Annotated in this window: 15 protein-coding genes; 7 read left to right on the top strand and 8 right to left on the bottom strand. The window is 70.2% G+C overall.

Annotated features, from left to right (window positions below):
* Nucleotides 1-3: 3 nt before the first annotated feature.
* Nucleotides 4-3,453 (bottom strand): ATP-dependent helicase, encoded by a 3,450-nt coding sequence (locus L5G28_RS07210; protein ID WP_308191954.1) that lies wholly within the window; start codon nucleotides 3,451-3,453, stop codon nucleotides 4-6.
* Nucleotides 3,446-6,766: an ATP-dependent helicase gene (locus tag L5G28_RS07205; RefSeq protein ID WP_237001271.1), complete on the bottom strand. Its 3,321-nt coding sequence runs from the start codon at nucleotides 6,764-6,766 to the stop codon at nucleotides 3,446-3,448. Before L5G28_RS07205 ends, L5G28_RS07210 begins: the two co-directional genes overlap by 8 nt.
* Before the next feature lie 106 nt (nucleotides 6,767-6,872).
* Here L5G28_RS07205 and L5G28_RS07200 point away from each other — a divergent pair, with 106 nt between their 5' ends.
* Genes L5G28_RS07200 through L5G28_RS07185 form a run of 4 tightly spaced genes read left to right on the top strand, consistent with a single transcriptional unit; the run spans nucleotide 6,873 to nucleotide 9,522 of the window.
* The gene (locus L5G28_RS07200; protein WP_237000914.1) at nucleotides 6,873-7,973 is read left to right on the top strand and encodes an alcohol dehydrogenase catalytic domain-containing protein; all 1,101 of its coding nucleotides are present in this window, start codon (nucleotides 6,873-6,875) and stop codon (nucleotides 7,971-7,973) included.
* A gap of 21 nt (nucleotides 7,974-7,994) precedes the next feature.
* The gene (locus L5G28_RS07195; protein ID WP_237000913.1) at nucleotides 7,995-8,441 is read left to right on the top strand and encodes an acyl-CoA thioesterase; all 447 of its coding nucleotides are present in this window, start codon (nucleotides 7,995-7,997) and stop codon (nucleotides 8,439-8,441) included.
* On the top strand, nucleotides 8,438-9,235 hold the full coding sequence (locus L5G28_RS07190; RefSeq protein WP_237000912.1) for an alpha/beta fold hydrolase: 798 nt from the start codon (nucleotides 8,438-8,440) through the stop codon (nucleotides 9,233-9,235). The genes L5G28_RS07195 and L5G28_RS07190 overlap by 4 nt, the downstream gene beginning before the upstream one ends.
* Entirely contained in the window at nucleotides 9,232-9,522 is a 291-nt protein-coding gene (locus L5G28_RS07185; RefSeq protein ID WP_237000911.1) for an MGMT family protein, read from the top strand. Before L5G28_RS07190 ends, L5G28_RS07185 begins: the two co-directional genes overlap by 4 nt.
* 4 nt (nucleotides 9,523-9,526) lie before the next feature.
* Here L5G28_RS07185 and L5G28_RS07180 read toward each other — a convergent pair whose 3' ends face one another.
* The 4 genes from L5G28_RS07180 to L5G28_RS07165 all read right to left on the bottom strand — a co-directional run bounded on the left by L5G28_RS07180 (nucleotide 9,527) and on the right by L5G28_RS07165 (nucleotide 12,989).
* Nucleotides 9,527-10,375, bottom strand: a complete 849-nt coding sequence (locus tag L5G28_RS07180; protein ID WP_237000910.1) for a TIGR02569 family protein — start codon at nucleotides 10,373-10,375, stop codon at nucleotides 9,527-9,529.
* Between the two features lie 76 nt (nucleotides 10,376-10,451).
* Nucleotides 10,452-10,730, bottom strand: coding sequence for a DUF2277 domain-containing protein (locus L5G28_RS07175; RefSeq protein ID WP_237000909.1), 279 nt, complete (start codon nucleotides 10,728-10,730; stop codon nucleotides 10,452-10,454).
* Nucleotides 10,731-10,839: 109 nt separating this feature from the next.
* A complete protein-coding gene (gene moeZ, locus L5G28_RS07170) occupies nucleotides 10,840-12,015 on the bottom strand; it encodes an adenylyltransferase/sulfurtransferase MoeZ (protein WP_237001270.1) in 1,176 nt (391 codons plus the stop codon).
* 5 nt (nucleotides 12,016-12,020) lie between these two features.
* On the bottom strand, nucleotides 12,021-12,989 hold the full coding sequence (locus L5G28_RS07165) for a DUF3152 domain-containing protein (RefSeq protein WP_237000908.1): 969 nt from the start codon (nucleotides 12,987-12,989) through the stop codon (nucleotides 12,021-12,023).
* 102 nt (nucleotides 12,990-13,091) lie between these two features.
* Here L5G28_RS07165 and fasR point away from each other — a divergent pair, with 102 nt between their 5' ends.
* Nucleotides 13,092-13,751 carry an HTH-type transcriptional activator FasR gene (fasR, locus tag L5G28_RS07160; RefSeq protein ID WP_236996324.1) on the top strand — a complete coding sequence of 220 codons (660 nt, stop codon included), beginning with the start codon at nucleotides 13,092-13,094 and terminating at the stop codon, nucleotides 13,749-13,751.
* An 82-nt stretch (nucleotides 13,752-13,833) separates the two neighbouring features.
* Here the strand turns inward: fasR and L5G28_RS07155 are convergent, their stop codons facing one another.
* Both L5G28_RS07155 and L5G28_RS07150 read right to left on the bottom strand, forming a co-directional pair.
* Entirely contained in the window at nucleotides 13,834-14,064 is a 231-nt protein-coding gene (locus L5G28_RS07155; protein WP_237000907.1) for a DUF3107 domain-containing protein, read from the bottom strand.
* A gap of 33 nt (nucleotides 14,065-14,097) precedes the next feature.
* A complete protein-coding gene (locus L5G28_RS07150) occupies nucleotides 14,098-14,742 on the bottom strand; it encodes a ferritin-like fold-containing protein (protein ID WP_237000906.1) in 645 nt (214 codons plus the stop codon).
* Nucleotides 14,743-14,958: 216 nt separating this feature from the next.
* Between L5G28_RS07150 and L5G28_RS07145 the strand changes: the two genes are divergently transcribed.
* Nucleotides 14,959-16,518, top strand: coding sequence for a DEAD/DEAH box helicase (locus L5G28_RS07145; protein ID WP_237000905.1), 1,560 nt, complete (start codon nucleotides 14,959-14,961; stop codon nucleotides 16,516-16,518).
* Between the two features lie 22 nt (nucleotides 16,519-16,540).
* A complete protein-coding gene (locus tag L5G28_RS07140; protein ID WP_237000904.1) occupies nucleotides 16,541-17,806 on the top strand; it encodes an Rv3212 family protein in 1,266 nt (421 codons plus the stop codon).
* The last annotated feature ends 8 nt before the right edge of the window (nucleotides 17,807-17,814 follow it).

The raw sequence follows: 17,814 nt of genomic DNA, 5'->3' as shown, positions 1-17,814 counted from the left end.
AGGCTACTGCATCGAGCCCGGCGGCACGGATGTCGACGGTCTGCCGGTCTGGGGCTGGACGGTCTGGGGCTGGACGGTCTGGGAGTGGGCGGCCTGGGAGTGTCCGGCCTGGGAGTGGGCGGCGAGCATCTCGGCGAGTCGGTCGGCGTCCGGCAGCACGTCGGGTTCGAGGGTGAAGCCGTGCCGGACGTACACGAACGCGGCGCGCACCTGGTCGAGGTCGACGTCGGCGAGCTGCGCCCACGCGACCCGGTAGGCGGCGAGCTGCACGAACAGCGACGCGCGTTTGGCCGGTTCGGGGATGGCTCCGGTCTTCCAGTCGACGACGAGCCAACCGTCGCCGTCGCGGAACACGGCGTCCATCCGGCCGCGGACGACGGTCTCGCCGATGACGGTCTCGAAACCGACTTCGACGTCAACGGGTGTCCGGTCGGCCCACGGCGAGGCGAGGAACTTCTCCCGGAGGACGGCGAGGTCGTCGTCGGCGACGTCACCGGTTGCGGCGTCGGCGGCGCCCGGAAGTTCGTCCATGTCGAGGAGTCGGGTGGCGCCGAACCGGCGTTCGAGCCACGCGTGGAACGCGGTGCCACGCCGCGCGAGCGGGTTGGGCCGGAACGGGACAGGTCGCCTCAGCCGCGCGGCGAACGCCTGTTCGTCGGTGTCGAGTTCGACGAGTTCGCTCACCGAGAGGTGGCCGGGCAGTGCGACGTCGACGACGGGGTCGCGCTCGCTCGCGTGTTCGTCGAGGAGGACGGTGACTTCGTCGCGCCAGGCGAGGATGTCGGGGTCGTCGGTCGGCGCGTCGTCGACGGTGAACAGTCCGTGGGCGGCGCGCGCCGACGCGACGAGGTCGGCTGCGGCCGTCATGGGCGCGCGGCGGTCGCCGAGACGGTCGACGGGCCAGGCGACGGCGACTTGTTGTTCGATGAGCGGGTTGACGTCGCCTGGCTCCGGGTCGGGGGCGTCGACATCGATCGAGAAGGCTGCGGGATCGACTCCGGAAACCATTCCGTCGGCGGCGGTTGCGACGTGTTCGGCGAGCTCGGTGTAGAACGGCGATCCGCCGCGCGGCTTGTCGCCGGTCTCGGACCAGTGGTGGGCCGACACGAGCAGGGTGTGTTTGGCGCGGGTCAGCGCCACGTAGAGGAGTCGTCGGTCCTCGTCGAGGCGGCGTTCGCCGACGGCGGCCTTGTGGTCGTCGATCGCGGCCTCGAGTTCTTTGCGGTCGGCGAGGCCGGCCAGGTCGATCGGCGGGTAGCCTTCGCCGCCCGCTTCGTCGGCGAGGTCACCGCGCAGCGCTGCCGGAAGTTCGCGGGCCGACCCGAGCCAGGTGGTCTCGGCTTTGCCGCTCGGGAAGATCCGATCGGCGACGTGCGGCAACGCGACCACGTCCCATTCGAGGCCTTTGGCTGCGTGGACGGTGAGGATCTGTACGCGCTCTTCGGCGACCTCGACGCGTCCGGCTTCGAGCCCCTTCTCGACGGCTTCGGCGGTGTCCAGGAAGGCGAGCAGTCCCGGCAGGGTGGCGCCGGAGCGTTCGGCGTAGTGGGTCACATAGTCGGCGAACGCGTCGAGGTGTTCACGGCCGGTGATGCGGCCGCGCATGCGGCGCGCCCGGATCTGCGCTTCGACGGCCACTCCGATGGTCTGTTCGACGTCGGCGACGAGTTCGGGCAGCGGCTGGCCGATCCGTCGACGGAGCGCTTCCAACTGTTTCCCGAAGGTCACGATGCGTTCGTGGCCTGCCGCGCTGTATCTGCCTGCCGGCCCGGGGTCGGCGAGGGCGTCGCACAGTCCGGCCGAGTCGACGGCTTCTCCGGGCAGGGCCGCGTCGAGCGCGTCGCCGAGAGCGTCGGGGGTGGTGACCGCCCCCGTGGTCGGCGCAGCGGCTCCGGCGGCGAGTTCGCGGGCACGCCGCCACAGGGCGGCGAGGTCGGCGGCGCCGAGCTGCCAGCGTGCTCCGGTCAGTAGTCGCATGGCCGCGGTTCCGGCCATCGGGTCGGCCATCAGTCGGAGTGTGGCGACGATGTCGGTGATCTCCGGGACGTGCAGCAGTCCGCCGATGCCGACGACTTCGGCGGGAATGCCTCGTCGTTCGAGTTCGGCGGCGAGCGGCGCCGAGTCTTCGTTCCGCCGCACCAGGATCGCGGTGGTCGGCGGGGCCGTCTGCTCGCGTTCGGCGCTCCGGTAGTAGTCCTCGATCCGGTCGGCGATCCATTCGCGTTCGGCGACGACAGTCTCGGTCAACGCGAGTCGGACGGTGCCGTCGGGTGCATCCGGGCGGGCGCGGAGCACGCTGACGGGGACGCCGCGGCGACGGAGTCCTTCGGAGGTCTCGTTGGCGAGGTGGAGCGCGGCACGACAGTTGCGCCAGCTCGTCAACAGTTCGCGACGGCGCGCGCCCGTCCCGTCGTTGCGGGGGAAGTCGAGCGCGAACCGCGGAAGGTTGGCTGCCGACGCGCCACGCCAGCCGTAGATCGATTGAATAGGGTCGCCGACGGCGGTCACCGCAATCGCGGGCGTCCCGGTCGGTTGGACGCCGCCGAACAGCTTGGACAGGAGGATGCGTTGGGAGTGGCCGGTGTCCTGATATTCGTCGAGGAGGACGGCGCGGATCCCGGACCGTTCGGCGGACACCACTTCCGGATGGGTGGCGACGAGCCGTGCGGCGAGCGACATCTGGCTGCCGAAGTCGAGTGCGCCCTGAGCGGTCATGGCCTCGCCGAGCGCGACGACGAGCGGGATGAGTTCGCGTCGTTCGTCGATGACGGCCTGGTAGTCGCGCAGCCTTTTACTCGGCTCGTCCTTCTGCCGCGCACCTTTGGGCAGGGTGTCGATCAGCTGGTACAGGTCGTGGCCCGCGGCCCGCAGATCGTCGACGTCGACGAGGTGTTCGGCCATCTCCGAGTAGAGGCGGAGGACGGCCTCGGTCACCGATGACGGCACCTTGGTCGTGGTCAGTTCACCGGGCCACGAGGTGACGACGGAGAACGCGAGCTGCCACAGTTCGGTCTCGCTGAGCAGCGTCGATGTGGGCTCCACCGGCAGGAGCAGCCCGTAGTCGGCGATGAGTCGTCCGGCGTAGGCGTGGTACGTGCTGACTTCGGCGTCCGCGCTGCGCAGCCTGCTCGCGAGCGTGCCGCCCGGATCCCATTCGAGGAGGGCCGGACTGCCCGCGAGCATCGAGAGTCGGCGCCGGATGCGTGCGGCGAGTTCGCTGGCCGCCTTCCGCGTGAACGTCAGGCCGAGGATCTCCTCGGGCCCGACGAGCTGGTTGGCGACAAGCCACACCACGCGGGAGGCCATGGTCTCCGTCTTGCCCGCGCCTGCCCCCGCGACGACGAGCATCGGTTCCATCGGCGCTTCGATGACGTCGACCTGCTCGTCGGTCGGCGGCGGCAGCCCGAGCGCCGCAGCGATCGAGCGGGCCCCGATGCGCGAACGGTCAGTCATCGGTGACCGCCTTTCCACGCAGTTGCGCCGGGCAGGCGGCGTGCAGCGAGCAGTGCCCGCACCCGGAGTTCGGGGTCGCTTCGAAGACCGGCCCGACGCTCGATGCGGCGGCACTGCGGACCACGCCGATCCACTCGTCGACCTGGTCGGGGGTCAGCGGCGGCTGCAGCCGTTCGGCGGCCCCGGTCTTCTTGTTCGCCGAGTTCACGTAGACCAGGCGTCCGCCGCCCGGCTCCGTCGCGGACACTCCGTCGACCCCGCCGAGCATCAGCGCGAGTTGGTAGGCGGCGAGCTGCGGATGCTCGTGCGCGTCGGCGACGCTGATGACGGTCTTACCGGTCTTCACGTCGACGATCACGGGTCGGCCCGACTCATCGGTCTCGAGCCGGTCGATCCGGCCGACGAGTCGGACAGCCATGTCGTCGGGCCGGTCCTGCGGCAGATCGGCGGACAGTTCCACTTCGACGCCAGCCTCGGACAGTTCTGCGCGCGAGGCCCGCAGCCAGTCGCGGAAGTGGGTGAGCATCGCTTCGGCGCGTTCGAGTTCGCGCGCCGAATACCACTGTGCCGGCGACGCGACTCTCCCCCACACCTCGTGGAGGGCTGCGCTGACCTGGGCGGGGTCCATCGCGCCCGCGACGGCTTGCACGAGGGTGTGCACCAGCGTGCCGGTGACGGCTTGCTCGGCGTCGCCGTCGCGCCCGCCGTGGCGTTCCATCATCCAGCGCAGTGAGCATCGGGTGAGCGCTTCGACGTTCGACGGCGACAACGACCGAGCTCCCCGTTCGGGCGTCCACAGCGGTTCGTCGGTGCTGGGTCCGACGAGGCCGAACCATTCGGCCGGGTCGGCGCCCGGAACACCGGCCTGCGCCAACCGCGCGAGCAGCGAGGCGGCGGACGACGTCCGTTCGTCCGGTGTCTCGACGTCGCCGGCGAGGACGGTTTCGGCTCCGGTGACGACGGCGGCGCGCAGGTCGGCGACCAGAGACGGCAACGACAGCACGCGGTCGACACCCGGGTCGAGCGGTACCTCGTCGGCCGAGTCGGCGGTCTGGTCGCCGCGAACCGACTCGTCACCATAGCCGCCGAGGGCGTCGGCGATCTCCGGAACGAAGCGGGACGGCGACGCATCGCCGGTGCCGTCTTCGACCGCGGTCACCAGCAGTTGCGACCGCGCACGCGAGCACGCGACGAGCAGCAGTCGACGTTCGTCGGCGAGCATCACCGAACCGCGGGAGATCGAGTCGAGGGCGTCCGCGTCGACACCGTCGAGCAGGTCGAGCAGCGCGGGCGTGTGCAGGATGCTGCCGCGGCTGCGCAGCGACGGCCACAGTCCGTCGAGGACGCCCGGCACTGCGACGACCTCCCACTCCCGGCCGGACGCGGCGTGCGCGGACAGGACGGCGACGGTGTCGGACGCGGCGACCGCGACACGTGAGGACCGCGGGATCTGCAATTGTCCGAGGTAGTCGACGAATCCGCGCAGCGACGCGGACGGCAGGTTGTCGGTGAACGATCCGGCGGCCTCGAACATGGCGAGCATCGCGTCGAGGTCGCGGTCGGCCTGGTCGCCGATGCGTCCGCCCCGCAACGACCGGGCGCGCCAGCGCCGTTCCAGACCGCTCGCCTGCCAGGCCCGCCACAGGGTCTCCTCGACACCGACACCGGCCTGATCGGCGCGTCGAGCGGCCCCGATCACCTTCGTGACCTGCTTGAGCGGCAGGCCTTCGAAGTCGGTCATCGAATCCAGATACTCGGCGGCCGCGTCCTCGGAGGTGAGCGCCAGTCCGAGGGAGGTCAGCGAGTCCCGGTCGACGCCTGCGGCTTCGTCGATCCGCCGCACGCCGCGCCGTAGGCGGCGCAGTTGCGCCGGATCGGCCGACCCGATCGGACTGGAGAAGAGGGCGATCGTCTCGTCGCCGTCGACGGCGTCGCCCGCCGCGAGACGCAGAGCCAGAGTGAACGCCTGTACGGCCCGTTGCTGATGGATCGGCACATCGCTCGTCGGCGTCGCCATCGGTACGCCGGCCGACGAGAACGCGCGACGCAGCGCGGGCAGTGCGCGCGGCACCGACCGGACGATCACCGCCATCTGCGACCACGGGACGCCGTCGAACAGGTGGGCACGACGCATCATGTCGGCGACGGCGGTCGCTTCCTTCGCGTCCGAGGAGAACACTCGCACCGTGGCGTCGCCTGTGTCCTCGGGCCGGCTCGGGATCGCCGCAGCCGCCGGGTGCGGCCGTGCCCCCGGCAGTCGAGCAGTCAGGGCTCGCGTCACCGTGTTGATCCGCTCCCTACTCCGGTGGTCGACGTCGAGCACCACATCGCGGCCGCCGTCGGCGGCGAGCCCGTCGGCGAAGCGCGGGCTCGCGCCACGGAACCCGAACACGGACTGGTCGGTGTCGGCGGCGACCACCACCGAATCTGCTCCGGTGCCGAGCGCTTCGACGAGGCGGGCCGCCTGCGGGTCGAGGTGCTGCGCGTCGTCGACGAGCAGGTGGCGGATGCGTTGGCGTTGCGCGGCGAGCAGTTCCGCATCGATCGCGAACGCCGACAGCGCTGAACCGATCAGTTCGGCGGCGTCGACGGCGGTCGCGCTCGCGAGCGGAGCGTCCAGACCGACGGCTCCGCGTAACAGCATGCCCTGCTCGTACTGTCGGTACGCGTGGGCGGCGGCCACCCACTCCGGTTTGCGATGGCGGCGTCCGAGCTCGGCGAGGTCTTCGGGGCCGAGACCCCGCTCGGCAGCCCGCATCAGGAGATCGCGCAGCGCCTGCGCGAACCCGTTCGTGGTCAGTGCCGGACGCAAAGACGCGGGCCAGTAGTCGGCGCCGTCTTCGACGTCGCCTGCCAGCAGTTCGCGCAGGACCACGTCTTGTTCAGATCCGGTGACCAGTCGGGGCGGCGGATTGCCGTGCGCCTGAGCCTGCAACCGGAGGACCGCGAACGCGTACGAGTGGACGGTGCGAACCAGCGGTTCGCGCAGCGCGCCGCCGAGCCGGCCGCCCGCGGACAGCACGCGTCGGGTGATCTCGTCGCGCAAGGCCGTGGTCGCCCGCCGGTTCGCGGCGAGTACGAGCACGGATTCGGGATCGACGGTCGGGTCGAGCAGTCGCGCGACGGCGGTGTCGACGAGCAGTGCGGTCTTGCCGGTGCCCGGACCGCCGTGGACCCGGTACGGGTGCCACGGGCGCGCCGAATCGGTGGTGTGCGGCCCGTCGATCAGGGCACGCGCACGCTCGGGCCACGCACGTTCGACCGGGCCGACATCGGTCGGCGCGGTGACGAGTCGCGTGTTCGGGCGGGCCATGCACAACATCGAACCACGCGCCTCCGACAGGGCGGATGCGCGCTGGCCGAACGTGCGCGCCACGAGGTCGGTCGGCTTGTCAGCACCGGGACCTACACTCGTCCCCATGATGATCCGCGGAGCCGTACTCGAAGACATCGGACGCCCGACCCCGTACGCGGACTCTCGCCCGCTGTCTGTCTCCGAGCTGGATCTGGCCGCACCTGAGCCCGGCGAACTACTGGTCCGCATCGAGGCCGCCGGACTGTGCCATTCGGATCTGTCCGTCGTCGACGGCAACCGGGTGCGGCCGACACCGATGGTGCTGGGCCACGAAGCCGCGGGCATCGTCGAAGCGGTCGGTTCCGGTGAGGACTCCGCCCTGATCGGCCGCCGCGTGGTGATGACGTTCCTGCCGCGCTGCGGCGACTGTGCGGGCTGCCGGACCGATGGGCGTACCCCGTGCGTGGTCGGTTCGGCGGCCAACAACGAGGGCGTTCTCCTGGCCGGTGGCACTCGTCTGCACCGTGGCGGTGCGCCGGTCGCCCACCATCTCGGCGTGTCTGGGTTCGCTTCGCATGCGGTCGTCGACCGTCGCTCGGTGGTGCCCGTCGACGACGATCTGCCGCCCGCTGTCGCCGCGGTCCTCGGGTGCGCGGTGCTCACCGGCGGCGGCGCGCTGTTGAACGCGGCGCCGCCGCAGACGTCCGACTCGATCATGGTGGTCGGTCTCGGCGGCGTCGGCATGGCCGCTCTCCTCGTCGCCACGTCGCTGGCGACCGGCAGCGACGTCATCGCGGTCGATTCGGTTCCCGAGAAGCTCGCCCTGGCACGTGAGCTGGGCGCGACGCGGACGTTGACGCCGGCCGAACTTGGCGACATCCGCGCCGACATCGTGGTCGAGGCCGCAGGCAACGCGCGTGCCTTCGAGACCGCGGTGGCCGCGACCGCCGTCGGCGGGACGACCGTCACCGTCGGGCTCCCGTCGCCGTCCGCCCGTGCGACGATCTCGCCGCTCAGCCTGGTCGCCGAGGCCCGCACGGTGATCGGAAGCTATCTCGGGTCGGCGGTGCCCTCGCGCGACATCCCGCGTTACGTCGAACTGTGGCGCGCCGGGCGCCTCCCACTCGAGAAGCTCATCACCTCGCGCATCGGCTTGGACGACGTCAACGAGGCGATGGACGCGCTCGTCGCGGGCCGCGAGGTCCGGCAGATCATCGAGTTCTGAGCACCCGATAGCGTGTCCGGTATGACGTCACCGGTGTTCGACCCCCACTCGTTGAGCAGCTATCGGGCGACGTGGTCGGTCGACACCCGGTGGGAGGACAACGACCACTACGGCCATGTGAACAACGTGAAGTACTACTCGTATGTCGACACGGCGGTGAACGGCTGGCTGATGGAGACGACCGGGGTGGACGTCCGAGACCTCTCGGCGATCGGCGTGGTCGCCGAATCGGGTTGCAAGTATCTCGCGTCGATCTCGTTCCCGGACACGCTGACGATCGGGATCGCTGTGGAACGCCTCGGCACGCGGAGCGTGACGTACACGCTGGGGCTGTTCGTCGACGGTGACGAGCCGACATGCGCCGCGACATGCCGCTTCGTGCACGTGTACGTCGACGGCCAGTCGCGGCGCCCCGTCCCCGTGCCGACCGAGATCGCCGCCGTCGCCGCTCCCCTCGTCCTCGAATGACCGCGCAGCCGCTGCACACCCACGTGTTCGGGACCGACGACCCCGACGCTCCGGTCGTGCTGGCGTTGCACGGCCTCACCGGGCACGGACGGCGGTGGGGCCGTCTCGCCGACCACCTGCCCGGCGTCCGACTGCTCGCGCCCGACCTCCTGGGCCACGGGCACAGTTCGTGGGCGCCGCCGTGGGGTGCCGCCGACCATGCGACAGCCGTCGCCGAGACGGTGAAGGCACTGGTCCCCGCGAATCGGTCGATCGTCGTCGTCGCCCATTCGTTCGGGTCGGTGGTCGCGCTCGCCCTCGCGCGCCGGTGCCCCGACCTCGTCGCGGGGCTGGTGCTGCTCGATCCGGCGCACGGCCTCGACCCGGCGCAGGCTCGCGTGTACGCCGAGGCGACACTCGCGCACTGGGGGTACGCGGACGCCGACGCCGCGATCGCAGCCAAACGCGCCGAAGGCTGGTATGACGTCCCGACCGCGATCCTCATTGACGAACTCGACCACCACCTGATGTCCGACGACGCAGGCGGGGTCGTCTGGCGGGTGTCGCCGCCCGCGGTTGCGACGGCGTGGAGCGAGATGGCCCGCCCGTTCCGGTTGCCGCCGGAGTCGGTCCCGACGCACGTCGTCGTCGCGGGCCGCGTCGATCCGCCGTTCGTCCGCCCGGAGTTCCTCGCCGCGTGCGCGGCCGAGCGTCCGACGACGGTGACCGTCCACCACGTCGACACCGAGCACATGGTGCCGTTCCTGGCGCCCGACCTGTGCGCCCGGCTCGTCCTCGACCTGGTGCACTCGTGAGTGCGGTGACCGACGGGCAGGTCGAGACGGTTCGAGCCCTCGTCGCGGCGATTCCCACCGGCCGGGTCCGCACGTACGGCGACATCGCCGACGAGGCCGGTTTGTCGAATGCACGCATCGTCGGCTGGATCATGCGAACCGATTCGTCCGACCTGCCGTGGCACCGCGTCGTACCGGCGAGCGGTCGACCGGCACCCGCAGTCCGGACGCGTCAACTGCAGTTGCTCCGCAGCGAAGGCACGCCGATGGTCGACGACCGGATCGTGATGAGGCGCGCGCGGATGTAAGGCTCTACACCATCATCCGGACGAGGTCGACGACGCGGAGAAGGCCCGGTAGCGCCCCGACTGTCGAACGCGGATGGAGTGCGTGGACGGCGAGCCGGAACATCGTGGCGCGCAACATCATCTGCGACCACTCCGGGTGATCGGACCAGCGTTCGACGAGTTCCTCTTCGGCGCCGCCCCACGCGAGCGCGTCGACGACGGTGACCGCCGACGCCCACGAGGCGGGCCGCCAGTACGGGACCAGGTCGGTGATCGCCGGGGCCGCGGCACCCGCGAACAGCACCGTGCCGAACAGGTCGCCGTGCACGAGTTGGGACGGCAGGTCGACGGGCCGCCGCAGTTGTGCGAGAGTCTTGACCTCGTCGAGGCTGCGTCTGCCGTCGTCGCTGGTCGGCTCGCTCATCCCCGCGCCGCGGGCCGACCGCATCGGAACCTCTTCCCAGGCGGCCCGGTCGGCCGCGGTGAAGACGTCGACGTCGTTGAACGGCGGAGCGGGCGGCTGCAGCAGGAATCGGGGTCGTTCGAACTTCGCGGTCGCCTCGTGCAGGCGATCGGCGACGGCGAGGACCTCGTCGTGCCGCGGCTCCGGACTCCCCGCGACATAGGTGTCCGCGCGCCACCCCGACACCACGTATCGGCCGTCGGACGCTCGGATCGGGCGGGCGATGCGCATCCCTTCCACGTACAGGTTCTCGCGGGCCGTCGCCGACCACGCCGCACGTGCGTGATCGGGCACCAGCGAGAGCACCACTTCCCCGACCCGCCAGCCGACACCGTCCATCGCGATCGGCGGATGCGAGGTCAGGCCGAATGTCGTCAAAACCTGCTCAGGTGGCTCGACAATGGTGGTCACGCCGCCAGATTACCCACGGCACCATGCGTTTCCCGGCAACCACACCGTGGCGCGTGCCGTCGGATCCGCTGCGACGTCAGCTCACCGGTGACGGGAACCGCTTCGCCGCACGCGCCCGAGCCTTCTCCGCCTCCGCCTCGCGATCCTTCGGCGGAGCCGCCGTCGTGAGCTCGGCCATCAGCCGTCGGGTGACGTCGGCGATCTCGTCGACAGCGGCGTCGAACGCCTCGGTGTTCGCCTGACTCGGCGCGTTGAAGCCCGACACCTTCCGCACGAACTGCAGGCTCGCAGCATGCACTTCGTCGTCGGTCACGGGCGGTTCGAAGTTGAACAGTGGTTTGATGTTGCGGCACATGAGCAATCCCTTCGTCCACCATCCATGATGCCCCGACTCCGCTTGACTCCGCTCGACTCCGCTTGACTCCGCTCGACCCGCTCGACTCACCGACGCCGAGGCGGGCACGTCAATAGACGGGCATGTCGGGGTCGACGGTCGACGCCCACGCCGAGATGCCTCCGCCGAGATGGACTGCGTCGTCGAAACCGTTGCGGTGCAAGGCGGCGAGCGCGTCCGCGGAGCGGATCCCGGTCTTGCAGTACACGACGATCCGCCGGTCGTGCGGGAGGTCGCCGAGCGCTCGACCCGACACGATCTCATCCTTCGGGATCAGCACGGCCCCGCCGATCGAGGTGATCTCCCATTCGACGGGTTCCCGGACGTCGATCACGACGGGTGGGTCCTCACCGTCGAGCGCGTCCGCGAGTTCGGCCGGCGTCCACGTGGCGCCGTCGACGGCCCGCGCCGCGTCGTCGGAGACGACACCGCAGAACTCGTCGTAGTCGATCAACGCGGTGATCTGCGCGCCCGCCGGATCCTTCTCGACGCGCACCGTCCGATAGTTCATCGTCAACGCGTCGTAGATCATCAGCCTGCCGAGCAGCGGCTCGCCCAGCCCGCAGACGAGCTTGATCGCCTCGGTCGCCATGATCGAACCGATCGACGCGCACAGCACACCGAGGACGCCGCCCTCCGCGCACGACGGGACGCTCCCCGGTGGCGGAGCCTGCGGATAGAGGTCGCGCAGGTTGAGTCCGCGTCCGTCCGGCGCGGCCTCCCAGAACACCGATGCCTGGCCGCCGAACCGGTAGATCGACCCCCACACCAGCGGTCTGCCCGCGAGGACCGCGGCGTCGTTGCACAGGTAACGGGTCGCGAAGTTGTCGGTGCCGTCGATGATCAGGTCGTACTGCGCGAACAGTTCGACGGCGCCTGCCGGCTCCAACCGGTGTTCGTGCAGGACGACGTCGACGTGCGGATTCACCGCTGCGATCGAGTCGCGCGCGCTGCGCGTCTTCGGCCGGTCAAGGTCGGCGACACCGTGGATCACCTGGCGTTGCAGATTGGACTCGTCGACCGTGTCGAAGTCGACGATCCCGATGGTGCCGACACCGGCGGCCGCCAGGTACAGGAGGGTCGGCGACCCGAGACCGCCCGCACCCATCACCAGGATCCGCGCGTTCTTCAACCGCCGCTGTCCGGTCACCCCGACGTCCGGGATGATCAGGTGCCTGCTGTAGCGCGCCACCTCGTCACGGGTCAGCTCGACGCCGGGTTCGACCAACGGGGGCAGCGCAGGCACGTCGATCAGCCCGGGAACGGCCAGGCGTTCGGCTTGCACACCAGGGACCGGTCGGCCTTCATGTCGGGGTCGAGCGCCAGGATCTCGCTGTTCGCGGTACCGAACGTCTGCTGCATCATGATCGGTGCGAGCGCGCCGTTCTCCTCGCAGGGACGATGCTTCTCGTACCCGATGCCGTGCCCGACCTCGTGGTTGATCAGGTACTGCCGGTAGGTCATGTCGTCGCCCGCGAACACCGACGCACCGCGGACCCACCGCGCCTCGTTCAACGTCACGCGCGCTTCGGGCGGATAGAAGCACGACGTCTCGAGTTTGATCTGGTAGCCGCACAGTTCCCGGGCGGTCTCCGTGGACGCGAGGGTGATCCGCAGATCCGGGTCGCCGGAGTCGACGCGCCGGAACGACACGTTCCCGCCGCCGATCCAGCTGCGTTTGTTGGCGAGTGTGGTGTCGACGAGCTTCGCGAACGACTGGTCTCCGGAGTACTGGACCGGGTCGATGCCCTTCTCCACCTCGACGGTGTACGTGTACTCCTGGCCACCGGTGCCGATCTTCTTCCCGGTGCCGCGGACCACGCGATAGTCCTTGTCGCCGACCCGGGTGAACGGTCCACCGACGGGCAGCTCGCCCGACGGCAGCGCCTCCTCCTGAATGTCGCCGGTCGGCGCACCGATCGCGTGCGTCTCCTCGCTGACTTTCGCGTTGCGTTCGTCCGACGGCGTCGCCGCGGCCTCGCTCTGGTCGCCGCCGCCGCGGACGGTCGCCACCAGCAGGACGATCGTGAGGATCGCGAGGACGGGGATGGCGTACGCGCGCCACCCGAAGGTCTCGGCGAAGCGCGCGAACGCACTGCGGGACTCTTCCTGGTCATCGTTCTCGTGATCGTCGGCGATCGGGTCCCACCGAGCACGCAGCGGCTGGTCGGGCCGCGGACGGCGGGGGCGCTGCACCCCGGGCTCAGGATTTCCGGTCACCCATCAACTCTGCCACAACAACCACAGGGGTCGAAGTGAGCACCCTGCCCGGGCGGTTCGACTCGCTCACGCGGCGCAGTGACGCGCGAGTATTCTGAGACGATGACCACCGCCAATTCCGCCGTTCCCGCAGCCCCGACCCCGGCTGCCTCGGGCCGCGGCCAGACGCGCCTGCCCCGCAGCGCCCGTCGTCGCCAACTCCTCGACGCGGCCAGCGAGATCTTCGTCGAACGCGGCTACCACTCGGCAGGCATGGATGAGATCGCCGTGCACGCCGGTGTGAGCAAACCCGTTCTCTACCAACATTTCCCGTCCAAGCTAGACCTGTACATCGCGGTGGTCGACTCGCACGGCGAAAAGCTGGTCTCCGACGTGAACCAGGCGCTTCAGGGCACCACTGACAACCGTCAGCGAGTGCAGGCCGCCGTGCAGGCGTTCTTCGACTTCATCGACGAGGACAATTCCGGCTATCGGCTGATCTTCGCGTCCGACGCCATGGACCCCGCGGTGATCCGCCGCGTGGAGGGGGCGTCCGACGCCTGCGTGGACGCCGTCTACGGCCTGGTGATGCAGGATTCCGGTCTCGGCCCGTACCGTTCCCGAATGTTGGCCGCCGGTCTCGTCGGCGCGAGCCAGGTGAACGCCCGGTACTGGGTGGAGGCCAACCGCCCGATCGACAAGGCGTCGGCCGTCGAGACCACCGTCGCGCTCCTGTGGGGCGGCCTCGCGGGCGTCCCGATGCAGGATCTCGCGCGGGACTGATCCAGACCCGAGACACACCGCAGCGACGAGAAGACCGCCGGGCACGCCCGGCGGTCTTCGGTGATTCTGTGCTCGTGCGGGGTCAGGCGCCGAAACCGACGCGACGCGATTCGCTCGACCCGACCTCGACGTAGGCGATCTTCGTGGACGGTACGAGCATCTGCGAACCCTTCTCGTCGACGAGTTCCAGCACGGCGTCCGTGCCGTCCAGTGCCGCAGACACTCTCGCGTTCACTTCCGCACTGGTCCCGGGGATGGTCACCGCGAGTTCTCGGGGGTTGTTGTCGATGCCGATCTTCACCTCAACGCTCATGGCGACCGACTCTACCCGGATCGGCGACGACTGTTACGCGAGGCCGAGGTCGGCCATGCGCTGTGCGTGACGCTCGGCGATGCCGTCGAAGAACGACGCGGCCGTCGCCAACGTCGCGTCGCCGGTGAACAACAGATCCATCACCTCGTCCTCCTCGGCGAGAACCCACTGCATGTGCGTGATCGCCTCGCCGAGCAGCCTCCTGCCCCACAGCGCCAGCGCCGAGCGCGACGACGGGTCGGCGGCGATCGCCGCGCGCACCCGGTCGACGGCGAACTGCGACGAGCCGGTCGAGCCGAGCACCGAAGCGACGACCGGTTGCACGTCGGGCGATATCCGGTCGGCGAGCTCGGTGTAGAAGTCGGCGGCCAGACCGTCGCCGATGTACATCTTGACCAGCGCTTCGAGCCAGGAACTCGGCGTGGTGACTCGGTGGTAGTCGTCGAAGACCTTGGCGTGCGCGCTCACGGCCGCCTCCGGATCGCCGCCCACCCCGGACACCTGAGTCGCCAGTTCTTCGAAGTGCGCCATCTCGGCCGCGATCAGTCTCGCGATGGCGACCCGATCGGCAGTCGTCGGCGCCATCGTCGACTCGTCGATCAGGCGATAGCAGGCCGCGAACTCCCCGGCGAGGAGCAGTCCGTAGAGCTTGGCGGTGGCATTCGACGTGTTCGGCATGAGAGCAAGAGTAGGCAAGGCGGTACACTCGGGACCAGACGTGGACATAATCCCGCAGCGCAGCCGCCGATCACGAGTCGGTGAACACTGCCGCAGCGGCCACGTCCGACCTTGAGCGCGCACCGGAAGACGCCACGTGAGAGGGCCTGCCGAGAGCGGACCCCGCGATAGCCGTCGTGTGCGTGCACGAAGCACACGAGAGGCATACAACCGCACATGAGCACTGACGCAACCGTCACCGACGATTCAGTCCAGACGACCATCGTCGACGAGGGTCACCTGGCGCCGACCTTCACCGAACTCGGCGTCGACCCGCAGATCGTCGCCGCGCTCGAAGCCGACGGCAAGACCCGCACGTTCGCCATCCAGGAGTTGACGCTCCCCCTCGCCCTCGCGGGCAGCGACCTGATCGGTCAGGCACGCACCGGCATGGGCAAGACCTTCGGTTTCGGCGTTCCGCTGCTGCACCGGCTGGTCAACGCGGAGGCGACCAAGCTCCGCGCGCTGGACACCACGCCACGCGCACTCATCATCGTCCCGACACGCGAGCTGTGCGTCCAGGTGACCGAGGACCTCGAGGTCGCGGCGAAGGGCGTGCAGGTCACCGTCGACGGTGCCACGCGCCCGCTGTCGATCACGTCGATCTACGGCGGCCGCCCCTACGAGCAGCAGATCGCCGAACTGCAGAAGGGCGTCGACGTTGTCGTCGGCACCCCGGGGCGCCTCCTGGACCTCGCCCAGCAGGGCCACCTGGTGCTCGGCAAGGTCGGCATCCTGGTGCTCGACGAGGCCGACGAGATGCTCGACCTCGGCTTCCTCCCCGACATCGAGCGGATCATGGGGGCGCTGCCGACCGACCGTCAGACGATGCTGTTCTCGGCCACCATGCCCGGTCCGATCGTCACCCTCGCCCGCACGTTCCTGAACCGGCCGATGCACATCCGCGCCGAGCAGGCCAACGATTCGGCCGTCCACGAGCGCACCACCCAGCACGCCTACCGCGCGCACGCCCTCGACAAGGCCGAACTCGTCGCACGCATCCTGCAGGCCGAGGGTCGCGGCGCGACGATGATCTTCACCCGTACCAAGCGGACCGCGCAGAAGGTCGCCGACGACCTGGCAGAGCGCGGCTTCAAGGTCGGCGCCGTGCACGGTGATCTCGGCCAGGTGGCCCGCGAGAAGTCGCTCGGCAAATTCCGCGACGGAAGCGTCGACGTGCTCGTCGCGACGGACGTCGCGGCCCGCGGCATCGACATCGACGACGTCACGCACGTCATCAACTACCAGTGCCCCGACGACGACAAGACGTACGTGCACCGCATCGGCCGCACCGGACGCGCGGGCCGCACCGGCATCGCCGTCACCCTCGTCGACTGGGACGAACTCCACCGCTGGGAACTCATCGACAAGGCACTCGGCCTCGGAATGCCCGAACCGGTCGAGACGTACTCGACGTCCGACCACCTCCGCGAGGAGATGAACATCCCGGCCGATGCGGACGGCCGCGTCGCGGGCGCCCGACAGACGTCTGAGGAGCGCCGCGAGGCGCGCGCCGACCGACCCGAGAAGCGCCGGACGCGCGCCCGTCGCCGCACACGCGGCGGCGAAACGGTCGACGGGCAGGCACCGTCGAAGAAGACGGCGGGCGAGGCCCCGGAGAAGGCCACAGTAGAGACCGCGGACAAGACCGAGGCCGGGGACGAGACGCCGCGTCGTCCGCGTCGCCGTCGCCGCCGGTCGGGCGGCAAGCCCGCGGGCGAGGCCACGGCGGACTGACCTCTTCCGTACTGTCGCCGATATGGGAGTTCGGATCGCGCCGGAACGCCGTACCCGCCTCGACCTGATCGTGACCGCCGTCTTGGTGGTGGCTGTTGTCGTCGCGGGCGTCCTGGTGTGGGCTGGAAGCAGCGCACGACACTCCGACCTGACGACCGCTGCCGCGGCGCCCGACGCCCCGCTGCCCGCCGAGGCGACACCGGGCGCGCTCATCCAGGCGTGGTCGGCGCCGTCCGCGGACACCACAGTCCCGCAGTCGACTGCCGCGTCCGTGATCGTTGCCGACGACGGCACCGTCGCAGCGCTCGACCCGGTGTCCGGTGCGCAGCGCTGGCGCTACCACCGCGATCTGCCCCTGTGCGGGGCGTTGGCGGCGTGGCCGGGTGGCGAGGACCTCGTCCTCGGCGTGTACCGCGACCGGCGGGGCTGCAGCCAGGTGACCGCACTGAACGGTGGCACCGGGCTGCGGGTCGCCGAACGCGCCTCCGACGCCGACGGGGCGGTCGACCTGTCGTTCGACGGCGACTACGCCGTCTCGGCGGGCGCCACCCGACTCGAGACGTGGGGCACCAATCTGGTCCGCGGCATCGAATACGGTCGCGTCGACGCACCGGTGAATCCCGGCGTCGCACCCGACCGCTCGCATTGCCGTCTGTACTCGGCGCTCCCGGGCGCGAACCGCGTCGCCGTCATCGAACGCTGCGACGGCGATTACGGGTATCGACTGACCGTCCTCGGCTCGGCGGAGGACTCCGAGGAGAAGGTCGTCCAGTGGGGTACGACGATGCTCACCCAGACCTCGCACGGCCCGGCACCCCGGTTAGTGGCGGGCGGAGCCACGAGTTTCACGGTGTACGACCCGGGCACCGACGCGACCGGTGAGGTACACCGTGTGCCGGGACCGTCGGTACGGGTGTTCTCGACCCAGGCCGAGCCGGTAGCCACCCGGCCGATCGCCGGCGCTACCGAACCCGCCGGGCGGCCGTCGGTCGACGCGGGAGTCGTCATGTTCTGGACGGGCACTGGCACCGCAGTCCTCGACGGGACGAGCGGGAACGTCATGTTCGAGGTGCCCGGCACGGTCGGCACCGGCGCGGTGATGGCGGGCGAACTGCTGCTGCCGACTCCCGGTGGGATCAGCGTCCGTCAACTGTCCGATGGCCACGAGGTCCGCACCATCCCGTTCGATCGCGACGGCTACGACGGAACCGTCGCTCTCCGTGTCCTCGGCGACACCGTCGTCGAGCAGCGCGGCGACACCGTCGTCGGCCTGCGCCCGCCTGCCTGACGTCTCGC

The organism is Gordonia liuliyuniae, from assembly GCF_021739025.1.
Classification (GTDB): Bacteria; Actinomycetota; Actinomycetes; order Mycobacteriales; family Mycobacteriaceae; genus Gordonia; species Gordonia liuliyuniae.
Note: the sequence above shows the minus strand (reverse complement) of the source record. Positions and strands in the feature narration are given on the sequence as shown.